Source organism: Micromonospora sp. CA-263727 (genome assembly GCF_050942455.1).
Taxonomy (GTDB): Bacteria; Actinomycetota; Actinomycetes; order Mycobacteriales; family Micromonosporaceae; genus Micromonospora.
The window spans coordinates 236719-253421 of the sequence record NZ_CP192031.1 but is presented as its reverse complement, the minus strand read 5'-3'; the positions used below and the strand labels follow the sequence as shown (position 1 = coordinate 253421).

At 70.5% G+C, this 16703-nt stretch carries 15 protein-coding genes, 1 tRNA gene and 1 riboswitch; of the genes, 11 read left to right on the top strand and 5 right to left on the bottom strand.

From position 1 onward, the window contains the following. Positions 1 to 53: 53 nt before the first annotated feature. The gene (locus tag ACQPYA_RS01160; RefSeq protein ID WP_433530783.1) at positions 54 to 1052 is read left to right on the top strand and encodes an NlpC/P60 family protein; all 999 of its coding nucleotides are present in this window, start codon (positions 54 to 56) and stop codon (positions 1050 to 1052) included. A 172-nt stretch (positions 1053 to 1224) separates the two neighbouring features. Continuing rightward, a riboswitch (cyclic di-AMP (ydaO/yuaA leader) is annotated at positions 1225 to 1360 on the top strand. A gap of 12 nt (positions 1361 to 1372) precedes the next feature. After that, the gene (locus ACQPYA_RS01155) at positions 1373 to 2413 is read left to right on the top strand and encodes an NlpC/P60 family protein (protein ID WP_433530782.1); all 1041 of its coding nucleotides are present in this window, start codon (positions 1373 to 1375) and stop codon (positions 2411 to 2413) included. Positions 2414 to 2593: 180 nt separating this feature from the next. Here the strand turns inward: ACQPYA_RS01155 and dcd are convergent, their stop codons facing one another. Continuing rightward, positions 2594 to 3172 carry a dCTP deaminase gene (dcd, locus tag ACQPYA_RS01150; RefSeq protein WP_433530781.1) on the bottom strand — a complete coding sequence of 193 codons (579 nt, stop codon included), beginning with the start codon at positions 3170 to 3172 and terminating at the stop codon, positions 2594 to 2596. 75 nt (positions 3173 to 3247) lie between these two features. Here dcd and ACQPYA_RS01145 point away from each other — a divergent pair, with 75 nt between their 5' ends. Next, a complete protein-coding gene (locus ACQPYA_RS01145; RefSeq protein ID WP_433530780.1) occupies positions 3248 to 3793 on the top strand; it encodes a pyridoxamine 5'-phosphate oxidase family protein in 546 nt (181 codons plus the stop codon). 70 nt (positions 3794 to 3863) lie between these two features. On the opposite strand, the gene ACQPYA_RS01140 is transcribed toward ACQPYA_RS01145, so the two are convergent. Beyond that, a complete protein-coding gene (locus tag ACQPYA_RS01140) occupies positions 3864 to 4868 on the bottom strand; it encodes a zinc metalloprotease (protein ID WP_433530779.1) in 1005 nt (334 codons plus the stop codon). A 213-nt stretch (positions 4869 to 5081) separates the two neighbouring features. Here ACQPYA_RS01140 and ACQPYA_RS01135 point away from each other — a divergent pair. Further along, a tRNA-Gly gene (locus ACQPYA_RS01135) sits at positions 5082 to 5155 on the top strand. A 159-nt stretch (positions 5156 to 5314) separates the two neighbouring features. On the opposite strand, the gene ACQPYA_RS01130 is transcribed toward ACQPYA_RS01135, so the two are convergent. Next, positions 5315 to 5836 carry a DinB family protein gene (locus tag ACQPYA_RS01130; RefSeq protein WP_433530778.1) on the bottom strand — a complete coding sequence of 174 codons (522 nt, stop codon included), beginning with the start codon at positions 5834 to 5836 and terminating at the stop codon, positions 5315 to 5317. A gap of 604 nt (positions 5837 to 6440) precedes the next feature. Here ACQPYA_RS01130 and ACQPYA_RS01125 point away from each other — a divergent pair. The 3 genes from ACQPYA_RS01125 to ACQPYA_RS01115 all read left to right on the top strand — a co-directional run bounded on the left by ACQPYA_RS01125 (position 6441) and on the right by ACQPYA_RS01115 (position 8583). Next, entirely contained in the window at positions 6441 to 7007 is a 567-nt protein-coding gene (locus ACQPYA_RS01125) for a dienelactone hydrolase family protein (protein ID WP_433530777.1), read from the top strand. Between the two features lie 116 nt (positions 7008 to 7123). Next, entirely contained in the window at positions 7124 to 8002 is an 879-nt protein-coding gene (locus ACQPYA_RS01120) for an LLM class flavin-dependent oxidoreductase (RefSeq protein WP_433530776.1), read from the top strand. Between the two features lie 65 nt (positions 8003 to 8067). Beyond that, complete coding sequence (locus ACQPYA_RS01115) at positions 8068 to 8583, top strand: alpha/beta hydrolase (protein WP_433530775.1); 516 nt, start codon at positions 8068 to 8070, stop codon at positions 8581 to 8583. A gap of 93 nt (positions 8584 to 8676) precedes the next feature. Here the strand turns inward: ACQPYA_RS01115 and ACQPYA_RS01110 are convergent, their stop codons facing one another. Continuing rightward, on the bottom strand, positions 8677 to 9216 hold the full coding sequence (locus ACQPYA_RS01110; protein ID WP_433533721.1) for a phosphoribosyltransferase: 540 nt from the start codon (positions 9214 to 9216) through the stop codon (positions 8677 to 8679). A 213-nt stretch (positions 9217 to 9429) separates the two neighbouring features. On the opposite strand from ACQPYA_RS01110, the gene ACQPYA_RS01105 reads away from it, so the two are divergent. The 4 genes from ACQPYA_RS01105 (at position 9430) to ACQPYA_RS01090 (ending at position 15413) form a co-directional block, all read left to right on the top strand. Further along, positions 9430 to 10065 (top strand): septal ring lytic transglycosylase RlpA family protein, encoded by a 636-nt coding sequence (locus ACQPYA_RS01105; protein ID WP_433530774.1) that lies wholly within the window; start codon positions 9430 to 9432, stop codon positions 10063 to 10065. 98 nt (positions 10066 to 10163) lie between these two features. Then, positions 10164 to 11291 (top strand): PP2C family protein-serine/threonine phosphatase, encoded by a 1128-nt coding sequence (locus ACQPYA_RS01100; protein WP_433530773.1) that lies wholly within the window; start codon positions 10164 to 10166, stop codon positions 11289 to 11291. Between the two features lie 160 nt (positions 11292 to 11451). After that, a complete protein-coding gene (locus ACQPYA_RS01095) occupies positions 11452 to 13308 on the top strand; it encodes an acyl-CoA dehydrogenase (protein ID WP_433530772.1) in 1857 nt (618 codons plus the stop codon). A gap of 110 nt (positions 13309 to 13418) precedes the next feature. Then, entirely contained in the window at positions 13419 to 15413 is a 1995-nt protein-coding gene (locus ACQPYA_RS01090; protein WP_433530771.1) for a galactose oxidase-like domain-containing protein, read from the top strand. A 21-nt stretch (positions 15414 to 15434) separates the two neighbouring features. Here the strand turns inward: ACQPYA_RS01090 and ACQPYA_RS01085 are convergent, their stop codons facing one another. After that, on the bottom strand, positions 15435 to 16481 hold the full coding sequence (locus ACQPYA_RS01085; RefSeq protein WP_433530770.1) for a glycoside hydrolase family 6 protein: 1047 nt from the start codon (positions 16479 to 16481) through the stop codon (positions 15435 to 15437). Between the last annotated feature and the right edge of the window lie 222 nt (positions 16482 to 16703).

The window sequence follows — 16703 nt, the reverse complement described above, 5'->3', positions numbered from 1 at the left end:
CCTACCGCTTGCGAGACGCCCGGTGGTCGGTCGCAAAGGAGTCGGTGGCAACCATGCCCCTCCATCGTCACGTGCCCGGACGTGTCAGCCGTCCAGGCGGCCTACGCCGGGCCGTCCGCGGTCTGGTCGTTCTGGTCGCCGCCGCTGCGGTCGGCGCTGGCCTGCTCGCCGCCCCGGCGTACGCCGCACCCTCGGTCGACGAGATCGAGGCGCAGATTGACAAGCAGTGGCGGCAGCTGGAGCCCACCATCGAGCAGTACAACAAGGTGCGGGCCCAGCTGAGGGTCAACCGCCAGAAGTCGGCCAGCCTGGAGAAGAAGATCCAGCCGCTGGCCCTGGAGACCGAGCTGGCGATGAACCGGGTGGCCGACATGGCGTCCCGGTACTACATCACCGGCCCCTCGCAGGATCTCGGCGCGGTCCTGCTCAATGCGAAGCCGGACACGCTCGGCGAACAGATGGCCTTCCTCAACCGGCTGGCGGAGGAGGAGCGCCGGCAGCTTGAGGGCGTGATGAAGGTCCGCAAGAAGTACGACGACCAGAAGGCCAAGCTCGACACTCTGATCGCTTCCCAGGAGAAGCAGGAGAAGGAGCTGGCGGCCAAGAAGAAGAAGATCGACGTCGAGATCAAGCGGCTTGAGCGCTCGCTGCCGGTGACCACGGTCAAGACGACCAACTGCCCGACCATCAACGGCGTGGTCAGCGCGGCCGCCCGGACCGCCATCAAGGTCGCCTGCGAGCAGGTCGGCAAGCCGTACGTGTGGGGCGCCACCGGACCGAACTCGTTCGACTGCTCCGGGCTGACCCAGTACGCCTACAAGGCCGCCGGCATCTACCTCACGCACTTCACCGGCGCGCAGTGGAACGAGGGCAAGGCCATCGCGCGGGCCGACGCCCGCCCCGGCGACCTGGTCTTCTTCCGTAGCGACCTGAGTCACGTCGGGCTCTACCTGGGCAACAACCAGATGGTGCACTCGCCCCGGGCGGGCAAGCCGGTCAACGTCTCGCCCATCACCACCATGCCGGTCGCCGGCTTCCGCCGACCCGGCTGAGCGGTCACACAGGAACGAACGAAGGCCCCCGGTCAAGCGACCGGGGGCCTTCCCCTTTGTCAGATTTAAGCACCGAGAGTGATGGCGCGATTCTGTTGCGTATTGACGGCGATCGTCCCTACGCTGGGCAATCGTCGGCCCGCTGGTAGATCCGCCCACCCGGGGCGGTAACGGTCCGACACCGCCGAGTCGCATCCGAGCGAGCCGGGGACCCAGGTATCCGGGGTGAATCCGCGAAGGTCGCGGTAGGGCGTCCCCTTCCCGCCCGAACCCGTCAGCTAACCCGGTAGGCGGTATGGGAAGAAGGAGTACGGAGCCCGGTGGCACACCATGCCCCGCGGCCACCGTCGCAGCGGCCGGCGATGCCCGGCCCGACGACGGCTGAGCCGCGTTCCCGCTGGTACCGCTGCACCAACACGCTCGCCGCACTCGCCGCCGCAGCCATGATCCTGGCCGGCGGCGCCACGGCGGCACACGCCGACCCGACGGTCGCCGACATCGAGCGCCAGATCGACGAGGACTGGAACAGGCTCGAACCCGTCATCGAACGGCACAACGCCACCCGTCAGGACCTGGCCGCGAAGCGGCGGCAGGCCGACGAACTGGCCGCCCGCATCGCGCCACTACAACGTCAGGTGGACGAGGCGATGGACCGGGTCGGCGCGCTGGCCGCGCGGGCCTACAAGGGCGAGACGGTCCGCGCCGTCAACACCCTGCTCGGCAGCCGGTCGCCCGGTGAGGTCGTCGAGCAACTCGGCGTGCTCGACCGCTACGCCCGCTACCAGCAGCAGGACGTCCAGGAGGCCAGCGCGCTGCGCGACGAACTCGCCAGCACCAAGGCCGGGCTGGACCGGACCATCGGGCAACTCGCCCGCACCGAGGCCGACCTCGCGACGAAGCGACGGCAGATCGACGCCGAGATCGACCGGCTGCAACGCCTGCGGCAGCGGGCGTACGACGACGGGGCTGGCGGCCCGCAGCGACCGGCCCCCTGCCCGGCGGGATATCCGGGCGGGCCGGCCGGTAAGGCGGTCACCTTCGCCTGCGCCCAGATCGGCAAGCCGTACTCCTGGGGTGCCGAGGGGCCGGACGCGTACGACTGCTCCGGGCTGACGCTGGCCGCGTGGGCGCGTGCCGGAGTGACGCTGCCGCACAACGCGGCGCGGCAGCGGCAGGTCACCGCCTCGGTCAGCCGGGGCGACCTGCGCCCGGGTGACCTGGTCTTCTACTACCGGGACCTGCACCACGTCGGGATGTACGTCGGCGGGGGCTGGGTGGTGCACGCCTCCCGCGCGGGCCAGCCGGTCAAGATGAAACGCCTGGATCTCGGCCCCATCCACAGCTTCGGCCGCCCCGGCTGAGAGGCTGTCGGGAACCCCGGGGCGAGCGAGGCGGCTGGGCCCGCCGCAGCCGTCGCGCGGTGTCCCGACAGCCTCTGAGGCGTACCCGGATCGGTCGGCGGGGCCACAGCGCGGGCCCCGCCGACCGCGGCCCACCCGCCCTGCGGCCCACGGCGCTGCCGGCCCTGGCGGCTGCCGGGGTCAGCGGGTCGGCCAGGTGCGCCAGTTCTGCCACGCCCGGCTTGGGGTCGGGCCGCGCTGGCCCTGGTAGCGCGAGCCGTAGACGGCCGAGCCGTAGGGGTGCTCGGTGGGCGAGGAGAGCCGGAAGATGCAGAGCTGGCCGATCTTCATGCCGGGCCAGAGGGTGATCGGCAGATTGGCCACGTTGGACAGTTCCAGGGTGACGTGGCCGGAGAAGCCGGGGTCGATGAAGCCGGCGGTGGAGTGGGTGAGCAGGCCGAGTCGGCCCAGGCTGGACTTACCTTCGAGCCGGCCGGCGAGCTGGTCACCGAGGGAGATGACCTCCAACGTGGAGGCGAGCACGAACTCGCCCGGGTGCAGCACGAAGGGTTCGCCGTCGGGCACCTCGACCGGCGAGGTCAGGTCGTCCTGCCGGGTCGCCGGGTCGATGTGTGTGTAGAGATGGTTGTTGAAGACCCGGAACAGCTTGTCCAGGCGTACGTCGATGCTGGACGGCTGCACCAGCGTGGGCTCGAACGGCTCCAACGCCAGGGCGCCCGCCTTGATCTCGGAGACCAGGTCGCGGTCGGAGAGCAGCATCGCCACACCATAGCGGTACGCGTGACCTGCGTGTCGGACTACCTCTCTAGAACATATGTTCGATAGGATGTCGGCATGGCTTCCTGGTCCGATTTCGCCGCCGACGAGCCCCGGCTCGCCGACGGGATCCGCCTTCTCCTCCAGCAGTACGGCCCGGGCTTCGGCTACCTGGCCACGGTCCGCGCCGACGGCGGGCCCCGGGTGCACCCGGTCTCCCCGGTGATCACCGATGACGGTCTCTACTGCTTCGTGATCAACTCGCCGAAACGGCGCGATCTCGAACGCGACGGGCGCTACGCGTTGCACTCGTTCCCCGCGGAGGAGAGCGACGACGAGGCGTACGTCGCGGGGCAGGCCCGGCCCGTCACCGACGATGCCACCGTGGCCCGCCTGGCGCTCGCCTCCCGGGCCGCGCCACACGCCGACTGGCGGCTGTTCGAGTTCACCGTCGACGTGGCGATGCTGGCCCGCCGCGAGCAGGCCGGTGCCGGCAGCTCGGGCGAGCGGCCCGGCGGTCCGGCCGTCCAGGTCTGGCTCGACCCGGCGGGCGCCAACCCGGAGGCGGTCGCCCATCCCGCACGGCGCGGGAGGCGTGCAGGGCGGCACGTGCGCGCGGCCTGACCCGACACGCGCCGGTGCCGGCCCCGTAACCCGGGACCGGCACCAGTGGTATGCGCTGACCTGGCCCGCGCTACGCGGCGCGGTAGGTGTTCCAGGCGTTGATCATCCGGGTCGCCTGCCCCGGGGTGAACTGGTACATGCAGGAGTCGTAGGTGTAGTCCATGAAGTTGGTGATCGGGTCGAGGCCGGCGCTGGTGCAGGTGTCCCGGCCGGTCGGGCACTGGTAGGCCGGCGATGCCTCGGCCGGGGTGTCGGCGACCTGGTCGCCGCTGCCGGAGCAGCCACCCTGGAAGGTGTGGTAAAGGTTCAGCCAGTGGCCCACCTCGTGGGTGCCGGTGTCGCCCTGGTTGTAGTTGGTGGCGGTGCCGCCGGGCAGCGACTCGCTCAGCGCGACCACGCCGTCCATCACGTTCAGCGTGCTCTGCGGGAAGGTCGCCCAGCCGAGCAGGCCGTCACTCAGTTCGCCGAGGTAGATGTTGAGCGTGGCCTTGTTGCCCTGGCGCAGCTGGGTCTTCATCTGCCGCTCGGCCGTGCTGCCCTGCCGGATCGGGTACCACGCGGTGTTGGTGACCCGGTTGATGCTCTGGAGCTGGAACGCGAAGGCGGTGGTAGCGCCACCCGTGGCCCCGCTGAACGACTGGTTCAGCACGTTGATCTGCGACTGGATCATCGAGTCGGGGATGTTGCCGCCCGCCCGGGTGGTGTCCCTCCGGATCACGTGCACCACCACCGGGATGGTGACCGACGCCGCGGCGACCTGGGCGCTCAGCGTGCGCTGCCCGACCCGCTTGGCCCGCTCCTGCAACAGGTCGGCGAACTCGGCCTCCCGTTGTTGCAGCTGGGCCACGGTCAGCTCGTTCGGGTCGTGCTTGACGACCGCGTCGCCACGGACCCGGGCCGCGGTGCCGGTCGGGTCCTCGCAATGCTCGTCGGCCGTGACGGCGGCAGCAGCCGGGCTCGCGGCCGTCGTGGCGACCGGCAGCAGGCCGACCGTGGCCACGCCGAGCACCAGAGCCAACGAGGTCGATGTGATGCCGGCGACGCGCCGATGCAGCAGGACGGGACGGAGTCCCATAAGCCCACCTCTTTCTGGCGACGCGACCGGGGGTTGTGTCGCGTCCTGCGGAAAACGTGGGGCAGACGTTACAACCCATCGACAGATTTGAGAACAGCTATGTATTGCCGCCATGAAACTTCTTGTCGCCCCGACCGGCCGTCGCAAGGCCGGGCAGCGCACGGGGGTGCCTGGGTGCACCGGGTCGGTGACTCAGGTACAGTGGTGCCGCTTGCGGGTGTAGTTCAATGGCAGAACATCAGCTTCCCAAGCTGACAGTGCGGGTTCGATTCCCGTCACCCGCTCCACCGCGAGGCCCCAGCTCAGGAGTTGCTCCTGGCTGGGGCCCTGTCGTTCAGGCCAGATGTCAGGTTCTCGCCTTCCCACCAGTGATGACGCGCAGCAGTCGACAGGCGAGGTCGACGGCGGAAAGTGATCGCAATGGCGTGAGAGACAGCGTGGCCCCGTCAGAACGCGCCGGTCGACCCGTCGGTCAGTTCTCGGAGGATGTCGGCGTGGCCAGCGTGTCGGGCCGTTTCCTCGATCATGTGCACCAGGATCCAGCGGAGCGACACCTCGCCGAGCTGCGGGTGCGGCACAGTGTGGTCGAGGTCGAACCGTGCGGCCACCTCTCGGGACTGGGCGCACTGTGCCTCGTAGGCCGCCGCAAGCCGCTCGACGGTGTCCCCGTCGGCGAGAGCGAAGCTGGCCGTCGCGTCCTCCCTTGAGGTGAGGTAGTCGTCACCCGGCCCGGGGGCGAGCAGAGACAAAAACCAGTTCCGCTCAACGACGGTGAGGTGCTTGACCAGGCCGGCGAGCGTGGTCGCTGACGGCACCAATCGGTGGGTGGCATCGGCCTCGGAAAGCCCACGCAGCTTGCGCAGCACCACGGAACGATGGAAGTCGAGGAAGGATTCGAGCACGGAACGCTCGTCGCCCGTGCTCGCCAGCACCGGACCGAGTGTGGGATCGAGACGTATCTCCGCCATTCCTGGACCCTAATGGCAACCCAAGCCATCTGCTGCCCTGCGTACGACACGAGTGAGGCAGGCCGGTTTCAGCGGTCAGCTTCCGCCGAAGCGTGCGCCACGAGGGCTACCGGCTGCCCCGGACGGGGGACCAGGTCCTTCGTCCGGAAGGGGCTCCACGGTGGCGTCCGGGAGGCTGGACGATCGGAGACTGCCCGACGGGAAGATCCGCTCCATTGATCACCACGCCCCACTCCGTCGGCGCTTGTCGGCGTCTTCGACCGCGTGCCGGTCGTATCGCAGCGACGGTGCCGGTGGCGAACTGCGGCTACGCTCCCGTGCCATGGGAGCAGTCAAGCCATGGCATCTGTTCGTTCTCACCCTGTGCTGCCTCCTGCCAACGGCGGCAGCGATTGCCGGTGGAGTTTGGGCGGTGCGGCGGAGCCGCAGCAAGCGCTGACTCCGCGCTGGGATAGATGGTCGCGCCTCGTGAGCGCTGGCCAGCATCGGAGAGCCGATCGCCGGTCGCATGAATGCGGTGGGTCCGGCGTGCGAGGTCCCGCCGCGACTGCTCGACCTGTGGTGGCGGCCGGTTTCTGTCGGTCGGCGGTCGTACGCTCGGCCGATGGCCGAGATACTGCTGTTCCACCACGCCCAGGGGCAGACACCGGGCTTCCTGGAGTTCGCCGACCGCTGGCGGGCGGCCGGGCACACCGTGCACGCGCCCGACCTGTACGACGGAGCCACCTTCGCGACCCTCGACGAGGGTGTCGCGCACGCCGAGTCGATCGGCTTCGGCGAGATCATCCGTCGGGGTACGGCCGCGGCGCAGCCGTTGCCGGGCCGGATGGTCTACGCGGGCTGCTCGCTCGGCGTACTGCCGGCGCAGTCGCTCACCCAGACCCGTCCGGGTGCCCTCGGCGCGTTGCTGCTCTACGGCGCGGTGCCGACGGCGAGTTTCGACCAGCCGTGGCCGGCCGGGACGCCGGCGCAGCTGCACGCCATGGCCGACGACGAGTGGGCCGAGGTGCCGATCATGAGGGATGTGGCGCGGGAGGTCGAGGGCGCGGAGCTGTTCCTCTATCCGGGCGCGGGTCACCTCTTCGCCGACTCCAGCAGCGTGGACTACGACGAGCAGGCCGCCGAGCTGTTGATCGGCCGTACCCTGGAGTTTCTCGGCCGTCTGCACTGAGTCGCGGACGGCGGATCCCGCGCCGGCCGCCGCAGGCCAGCCGGCGGCTGGGTAGCCCGCTCGGCCGGCCAGCAGGCGCGTGCCCGGGTCGGTAACTGGCCCGTACCCTGGCGATCATGCGAATTGGCATCGTGATCCTGCCCGACCAGCGCTGGTCGGTGGCGCAGCACCGCTGGCGGCAGGCCGACGAGTGGGGCTTCGACCACGCCTGGACGTACGACCACCTGGGCTGGCGGGACCTGGTGGACGGGCCCTGGTTCGACTCGATGACCACGCTGACCGCCGCCGCGAGCGTGACCACCCGGATCCGGCTGGGCACGCTGGTCGCGTCCCCGAATTTTCGGCACCCGGCGGCCTTCGCCCGGCAGGTGACCGCCCTCGACGACGTCTCCGGCGGGCGGGTGCTGCTCGGAGTGGGGGCGGGCGGCATCGGTTTCGACTCGGCCGTGCTCGGCGGCGAGACACTGCCGCCGCGGCAGCGGGTGGACCGCTTCGCCGAGTTCATCGGGTTGCTCGACGCGATTCTGCTGAAGGACGGTACGACCTGGCAGGGTGACTGGTTCGCGGCGGTGGACGCGCGGAACAACCCGGGCTGCGTCCAGACGCCCCGGGTGCCGTTCGTGGTGGCCGCCAACGGCCCTCGTTCGATGCGACTCGCCGCCCGGTTCGGGCAGGGCTGGGTGACCACCGGCCCCGGTGAGGACGACCTGGCGGCCTGGTGGGCCGGGGTCGCCGGGATGGTGGCCCGGCTCGACTCGACGCTGGCCGCCGAGGGGCGTGACCCGGCCAGCCTGGATCGCTACCTCTCGTTGGACTCCGCGCCCGTCTTCTCGCTGACCAGCGCCCAGTTCTTCGCCGACCAGGTCGGGCGCGCGACGGAGCTGGGCTTCACCGACGTGATCACCCACTGGCCGCGGAAGAGCAGCTGGTACGCCGGAGACGAGGCGGTCCTGGTGGACGTGGCCACCCGTCTGCTGCCCGTACTGCGCGCCTGACCGGGAGCGCCGTCGGCCGCCGGCTGGATGGCGGTACGGTCGATGCCGACGACAAGGAGACGTCCATGGCGGACAGACGTGCGGTGCTCATCCCGGGACGCGGCTATGACACGCGCTACCCCCTTTTCCTCTATCTGGGCGAGGCGCTGCGGCGGGCTGGCTTCGGGCTGCACGGGATCTCCTGGCAGGTGCCGGACGACTTCGACGTGGACACCATTGGCCGGTGGGTGTGTGACCAGGTCAGCCCGGCCCTGAGCGAGCGCACCGACCTGCTGGTCGGCAAGTCGCTCGGCACGCTGGCCGCACCGCTCGCGGCGGCTCGGGGGCTGCCGGCCGTCTGGCTCACCCCGTTGCTGCACCGCGGCGAGGTCGTCGACGCGCTGCGCCGGGCCACTGCCCCCTTCGTCCTGGTCGGCGGCGCGGCTGACTCGTCGTGGGACGGCGAGGTCGCCCGGCGGCTGACGCCGCACGTGCTGGAGATCCCGGCCGCCGACCACGCGCTGATGGTGCCCGGACCGCTGGCCCGCTCCGCCGAGGCGCTCGGCCGGGTCTGCACGGTCGTAGAGGACTTCGTCCGTTGACCCGGCGCTGCCGTGCGGTGCGTGTGCCGCTCGCCGCAGGTGTTAATAGGGGACCCCTCCTCTACCGGAGGCGTTAATAGGGGGCCCTTCCTTTCAGGGGAGGGTTAGGAGGGTGTGGATGTTTAGGTCGTGTGCAACGGGTGGGGGGCAATCGGCCACGATGGCGGAGGTGCCCAGCGGCTCGGCGCCCCGGGCTGCGCAGATCTCGTACAGGGCGCGTACCTGAGCGGCGGTGGCGACCCAGTCGTCCACCACCAGCACCCGGTCGCCGGGTCCGAGGTGGCGGTCGTGGACGGCCAGGTCGACCTGCCGGCCGCGAAAGTCGGGTGGGCTCTGCGCCCAGGTCAGCGACCCGGCGGGTAGCCGCCCGTCGCCGGCCTTGTGGGCCGCCACGAATCCCACGCCGAGCGCGGTGGCCGCCAGGGGGCCGAGCAGGAGCCCGGTGACCGCCGGGGAGACGACCACCGTGGGCCGGGCCGACCGGAACGGGGCGACCAGCGCGGGGCCCAGCTCGGCGAGGACCGTCGGGTCACGCCACCAGCCGGAAACGTCGCTGACCAGGTGGCTCGCGCCGGGGCCGGGATCGACCCAGCGGAACAGTTCGACGAGGCGTTCCCTCAGCTCGGCGGGCATGCCACCATCCTGCGCCAGGAGCGTGCCGCGCACCGGCCCACCACCCTTCCTGCGTCAGCAGCCGTACGGGCCACCCGGCCCACCACGGATCGGATGATCGGCTTCACGTATTACCGCAATTACGGGCATACCGTAATGATCACGTTGACTTCCGAAGTGCTTCTCTCGTTATGGTCCGACCCGATTTGATCCATTGACGAAAGGACCGGGCCGGTGGCTGGTAGGCACTCCCGTACCCGCAGGATCACCTCGCCGGCCGGTCTTGCGGCCAGCGCCGTGGTGGCCGTCACCCTGGCCGTCGGGGGCACCGTCGGTGCGGTACGCCTGACCGCCGGGTCGGAGCCGGCCCGGCCGGTCGCGATCGACCTCTCGCCGAGCCTGGTACCGGCCGACCCGGCGACCGGCTCGCCGAGCGCGTCGCCGAGCGCCAGCGCCAGCGCCGCGCCGAGCCCGACGGCGACCCCGACCCCGAGCCGCACCGCGCAGGCGCCATCCCGGAGCAAGTCGCGTACGGCCAGCCCGTCGCCGACACCCAGCGCCAAGAAGACGACCGCCCGCCCGGTGGTCGAGACCGGCTCGTGCGGCGCCTCCTTCTACTGGGAGGGCCAGATGACCGCCAACGGCGAGACGTTCAATCCGGAGGAGTTGACGGCCGCCCACAAGACGTTGCCCTTCGACAGCAGGGTTCGGGTCACCAATCCGGCCAACGGCAAGTCGGTCACCGTCCGGATCAACGACCGGGGTCCGTTCATCGAGGGGCGCTGCCTGGACCTGTCCCGGGCCGCGTTCGCCCAGATCGCCTCGCTCGACCTCGGGCACGTCGAGGTCCGGTACGAGGTGCTCGGCTGACTGTGCCGTTCGGCGATCGGCTTCGGGCCGCGATCCGCGCGGTCAGAACCGGCTCGTACGACGGGCCAGGTTCATTCTTTCGTTCACGTCCATCGGGCATGCTGTCGGATGTACGCACGCGACTCCTCCAGCCGGGCCGTGGCCCGCTGAGCCCCGGATCCCGCGCCGGCCTCGGCGCGGCTCTCGTCCTGCTCGCACTCGTGTCGGCGGTCGAGTGGATGGACGGCCGCGAGGCGAACTACATCGCGCTGATGGTGGCCGCCCCGTTCCTGGCCGCGGCGCTGGCGTCCTGGCGCGTGGTGCTCGGGGTCGGTGCTGTCGCATCCCTGCTCGGGGTGGCCTTCGCCCTGGTCGAGTCAGTCGTCTCGCTCGCCACCGCGGTGGCCGTGGCCGGCATCGTGCTCGGCACCGGCATCGCGGCGGTGGTCGCCGCGGTGCGGGAACGGCAGGCCGAGCGGATCGCCGAGTTGTTGAAGCTCGCCGCGGTGGCCCAGCAGGCGGTGCTGCGCCCGCTCGGCCCCCAGGTGGGCGCGCTCTCGGTGGCGGGGCGGTACATCTCCACGACCGCCAGGGCGGAGATCGGCGGGGACCTGTACGAGGCGCTCGACACCCCTTACGGCGTACGCATGATCATCGGTGACGTGCGCGGCAAGGGCCTGGAGGCGGTCCGGCTGGCGAGCATCGTGCTGGGCTCGTACCGGCACGTCGTCTACGAGCGGGCCGACCTGCGGGCGGTGGTGGCGGACCTGGACCGGGCGGTGGCCCGGAGCGTGGGTGACGAGGACTTCGTCACCGCGGCGCTGGTGGAGGAGCGGGGTGGCACGCTCACCATCGTCAACTGCGGGCATCCGGCACCGCTGCTGCTGCGCCACGGCGCGGTGATCCCGCTCGAACCGCCGGCCCCGGCACCGCCGCTGGGCTTCATGCCGGTGGTCCGGCCGAGGGTGGAGCGGCTGGAGCCGGGCGATCGGCTGCTGCTGTTCACCGACGGGCTCGGCGAGGCGCGCCGGGACGGCGAGTTCTTCCCCACCGCCGACCGCGCCTGGCGGTTGCTCGGGCACGGTACGGTCGCCGACGGCCTGGCCTCCCTGGAGACCGCGTTGGTCGAGTGGGTGCAGGGCCGGCTCGACGACGACATCGCGCTGGTGTTGATGGAGTACACCGGGTCGCCGAGTGGCACGACGGCGGCGGTTCCGAGCTGGGAGGTCGGCGCGGCCGAGAGCTGAGCCGGGCCTGCGGGGTGTGTGTCGACGCCGTCTGGCGGGAGCCTGAACCGCAGATGTGTAATGGCTGTCACTTCGGCGGCTGGCTTGTCGTTGTCTACCCGCGAGTAATACAGTCGGGGTTACTGATCGGTAACACCTGTCCGGAAGCGGGGCCAGCCACATGACCCACTACAAGAGCAACCTTCGGGACCTCGAATTCAATCTGTTCGAGGTGTTCGGGGCGGACCGGGCGTTCGGCCAGGAGCCGTACTCCGACCTCGACGTCGACACCGCGCGCAGCTTCCTCGCCGAGGTCGACCGCCTGGCCCGGGACGATCTGGCCGCCAGCTACCAGGACAGCGACCGCACCCCGCCGGTCTTCGACCCGGCCACGCACACCGCGCCGCTGCCGGAGTCGTTCAAGAAGTCGTACCAGGCGTTCATGGAGTCCGAGTTCTGGCGCCTGGACCTGCCTCCGGAGCTGGGCGGCACCAACGCCCCGCGGGCGCTGTGGTGGGCGCTCGCCGAGCTGGTGCTCGGCTCGAACGCCCCGATCTGGATGTACGCCTCCGGCCCGTCCTTCGCGCACGTGCTGCACGTCGAGGGCACCGAGCAGCAGAAGAAGTGGGCCAAGCTCTTCATCGACCGGCAGTGGGGCTCGACGATGGTGCTCACCGAGCCGGACGCCGGCTCGGACGTGGGCGCCGGCCGGACCCGGGCCGTCCCGCAGCCGGACGGTTCGTGGCACATCGAGGGGGTCAAGCGCTTCATCACCTCCGGCGAGCACGACCTGACCGACAACATCGTCCATTACGTGCTGGCCCGCCCGGTCGGGGTGGAGGGCGTCGGCGGCGCGGGCACCAAGGGCCTGTCGCTGTTCGTCGTGCCGAAGTACCACTTCGACGAGAACACCGGCGAGTTGGGCGAGCGCAACGGCGTCTTCGCCACCAACGTCGAGCACAAGATGGGCCTGAAGGTCTCCAACACCTGCGAGGTGACCTTCGGCGAGCACGGCGTGCCGGCCAAGGGCTGGCTGCTGGGTGAGAAGCACGACGGCATCCGGCAGATGTTCATGATCATTGAGTACGCCCGGATGATGGTCGGCACCAAGGCGATCGCCACCCTCTCCACCGGCTACCTGAACGCTCTGGAGTACGCCAAGAACCGGGTGCAGGGCGCCGACCTGATCCAGTCGACGGACAAGACCGCGCCCCGGGTCACCATCACCCACCACCCGGACGTGCGTCGCTCGCTGCTGCTACAGAAGTCGTACGCCGAGGGCCTGCGGGCGCTGGTCTGCTACACCGCCTCCTGGCAGGACAAGGTCGCCATCGCCGAGGCGGCCGGCGACGAGCCGGCCACCAGGCTGGCCAAGCGGGTCAACGACCTGCTCCTCCCGCTGGTGAAGGGCGTCGGCTCGGAGCGGGCGTACGAGCTGCTCGGGCACGAGTCGTTGCAGACCTTCGGTGGCTCCGGCTTCCTCCAGGACTACCCGCTGGAGCAGTACGTCCGGGACGCCAAGATCGACACTTTGTACGAGGGCACCACGGCGATCCAGAGCCTCGACCTGATCTTCCGGAAGATCGTCCGGGACAACGGCAAGGCCCTGATGGCGGTGGCCGGTGAGATCCAGGAGTTCATCGCCACCGAGGCCGGCAACGGCCAGCTCAAGGAGGAGCGCCAGGCGCTCGGCAGGGCGCTCGCCGAGATCCAGACCATCCTCGGTGTGATGACCGGCTGGCTGGGCGAGGCGCAGGGCGGCGACGACCGGGCCCTCTACAAGGTCGGGCTGGGCAGCCGACGCTTCCTGCTCGCGCTCGGCGACCTGGTTGTCGGCTGGCTGTTGCAGAAGCAGGCCGACGTGGCGCTCACGGCCCTGGCCGGCGAGGTCTCGGCGACGGACCAGGCGTTCTACACCGGGAAGGTGGCGGCTGCCCGGTTCTTCGCCCGCGAGGTGCTGCCCCGCATCGGTGCCGACCGGCGGATCATCGAGGGCGCCGATCTGGACATCATGGACCTTCCGGAAGAGGCTTTCTGAGTCGGGCCGGTGCTCCGGCAGCCGGCGGGCATCAGCCCGCCGGCTGCCTCTGTTCGAGGCCCTGAGACACCGTCGGGGCGACGCGGTCGAGGGACGGTAGTGTGCAGCGCGTGAAGTGGCCAACCGGTCAGACCCTGCGACAGCGCGTGCTGCTCCCGGTGGTCGGTGTATCGATCCTGCTCACCGCCAATGTCCCACCGCTCTACAACTTCTCCAGCAACTGGTTGCACGAGCGCCGGATCAACAGCGCGGAGTATCAACGCGAGCACGGTGCCTGGCAGATTATCGAGCTGCCGGAGGACCGCCGGGTCAACGCCATCCACGCGGCGCTGCTGCCCACCGGCAAGGTGCTGCTGGTTGCCGGCTCCGGCAACGTCCGCGACCAGTTCGAGGCCGGCACCTTCCGGACGTTGCTCTTCGACCCGGCGACGAACGCCACGGAACTGGTCCACACCCCGGTCGACCTGTTCTGCTCCGGTCACGCCTTCCTGCCCGGCGGAAACCTGCTCGTCGCCGGCGGCACGCAGCGCTACGAGGTTCTCGAAGAGGACGTCAAGCGGGCCGGCGGCACCATGCTGGTCAAGAACGAAGCCCCGGACGGCAAGCCGCACAGCTTTGTCAAGGGCACCGTCTTCGTCGCCCCCGACGGCCGCCGCTACACCGCCGGCCACGACTTCGTGGTCCCGCCGGCCACCAAGACGGTCGAGGAGATCGAGCCCGGGGAGCCCGACTACGACCCGGCCCTCGCCCACGACGGCAACCCCGTCGAGCGGGTCACCGTCACCGCCAGCGAGACCGCGATCTGGGTCGACGCGGCCGGGTTCGGCGACGAGTACGTGGTGGACCGGCAGACCCAGTACCGGGTGGATGCCCTGGTCGGCGACGAGGCGGAGAACATCTACGGCCTCGCCGAGGCCATCACCATGGACAAGCAGGACTATCAGGGCCTGGCCGACGCGTACGAGTTCAACCCGTGGACCGAGCGCTACGAGCGGGTCGACGACATGTTCGAGAAGCGCTGGTACCCGACGCTGACCGGGCTGCCCGACGGGCGGGTGCTCACCGTCTCCGGCCTCGACGGCAGTGGCCGGATCCTCGACGGTACGCAGAACGAGATCTACGACCCGGCGACCAAGAGCTGGACCCTGCGGCCCGACCTGAAGCAGTACTTCCCGACCTACCCCAGCCTGTTCCAGACGGCCGTGAAGGACCGGCTCTTCTACAGCGGCTCCAACGCCGGCTACGGGCCGGAGGAACAGGGCCGCGACCCCGGATTCTGGAACCTGCGTAACAACTCGTTCACCAAGGTCGACGGGCTGCGCGACACCGACCAGCTGGAAACCAGCATGAGCGCCTGGATCGGTCCGGTCCAGGACCAGCGGATCATGGTGGTGGGCGGGGGCGGCGTCGGCGAATCCGAACTCTCCAGCGACCGGATCGACATCATCGACCTGGACAGCCCCAACCCGCGGTTCACCCCCGGGCCGGATCTGCCGGAAGGCACCCGCTACCCCAATCTGGTGCAGTTGCCCGACGACACCACGCTGATCACCAACGGGTCCCGCGACTACCGTGGGCGGGGCGCCAGCGACAACCACACCGCGCGGATCTACCACCCGGACTCCAGCACCCTCGCGGTCGCGGCCGACCCGCTCATCGGCCGCAACTACCACGCGGCGGCGCTGTTGCTGCCCGACGGGCGGGTGCTGACCGTCGGCTCCGACCCGCTGTTCCGCGATGCCAAGAACAGCATCAGCGGCGAGTTCGAGCAGCGGCTGGAGTTGTATTCGCCGCCGTACCTGTTCCGTGGCGACCGCCCGGAGATCGGCACGGTGCCGCAGGAGGTCAAGCGGGGCCAGAAGTTCCGCGTCACCAGCCCGGACGCCGCCCGGATCGACAAGGTCCGGTTGATCCGGCCCGGTGCCGCCACCCACATGCTCAACAACGAGCAGCGCTCGGTTGCGGTCGAGTTCACCGCTGGCGCGGACGGGCTGGAGCTGACCCTGCCGCGCAAGTCGGGAATCCTGCTCTCCGGGCCGTACCTGCTGTTCGCCGTCGACACCGACGGGGTGCCCTCGGCTGGCGTACCGGTGCTGGTTTCCTGACCGTCGGCCGCCCCGGGCGGCTCAGTCGCCGACGAGTTGGAGGGCGTACCCGGACCACCACCGGCCGGCGGGCGGCTCGCCGGGCCGGCAGTCGCCATCGGACTCGCCGGGCCTCTTGATCCACAACAGCGCGTCGACCCGGTCCAGGCCGGTCGAGGTCGTCGGTGCCGCGCCGAGCCGGCGTCCCGGTGGGTTACACCAGGCCGGGCCGCCGTCGATGGTCGCGCCGGCGGCCGGCCCGGCACCGTTGCGGCTGGTGTCGACGACGAATCGGGTACGCCCGCCCAGTGCGTCGGAGACCCGGTGGCCGTAGTCGACGTTCTCCGGCGTACGGATGAAGTTCGAGACGTTGAGCGCGAAGCCGTCCGCCTGCTCGATGCCGGCCGCGCGTAGCGCCTTCGCCAGCCGGGAGACGTCCCGGATCCACCGTGGATGGCCGGCGTCGAGGTAGACCTGGGCGGTGCCGGTCTGCTTGAGGACGGCGACCGCGTCGGCGAGCAGTGCCGGCCGGTCGTCGTCGCCGGCACAGGCGTCCAGGCTGTGGGCCACCGCGTCCGGCTCGACGATCACCGTCACCGGACGGCCGTCGATCCCGGCCGCGAAGTTGCGGATCCACGCCCGGTAGTCCTCGCCGTCCGGGGCGCCGCCACCACTGAAGCTGCCGCAGTCGCGGCCGGGGATGTGGTAGGCCACCAGGACCGGCATCCCGCCGGACTCGGCGGCCCGGGTCAGCACCGCGTCGACCGCCGCCGCCACCTGCGCCGTCGGGCTGGTGATCCAGACCGCCACGGGCCGCTCGCTGATCCGCCTGATCCGGTCGGCGTCCTCGGACTGCCCGGTGCCTTCCCAGGTGGTGACCTGTTCGGCTGCGGCACCGGTCGGGTCGACGAAGAGTGTCGCGCCGGCCAGCGCCGTCGGCGCGCCGGCCGATCGGGTCGGACCCGTCTCGGCGGTGGCGTCCGGCACCGGAGACGGCCGAGGCTCCGGCCTCCCACAGCCGGCCGAGAGCAGCAGGGCCGCTACCGTGGGTAGGGCAAGCACCGACCAGCGGGGCACCGAAAACAACACCGTTCGTCCTCCGTCGCGGGCGTAAGGCATCGCCGAGACTAGCTCAACCAGCCGATCCGAAATCCGAAACATTCTTGACGTACGATCGCGCAGAACCATCGACCCGGGCCTGGGTCGGCGCAATGCGAACAGGATGGCTGGCTTTACCTGTGACCGATCCCCTGGAAATTCCGGTATATGGGCGATCGTGGGCTCGTCTCGAAGCGTTCAGCCGGATCGCCG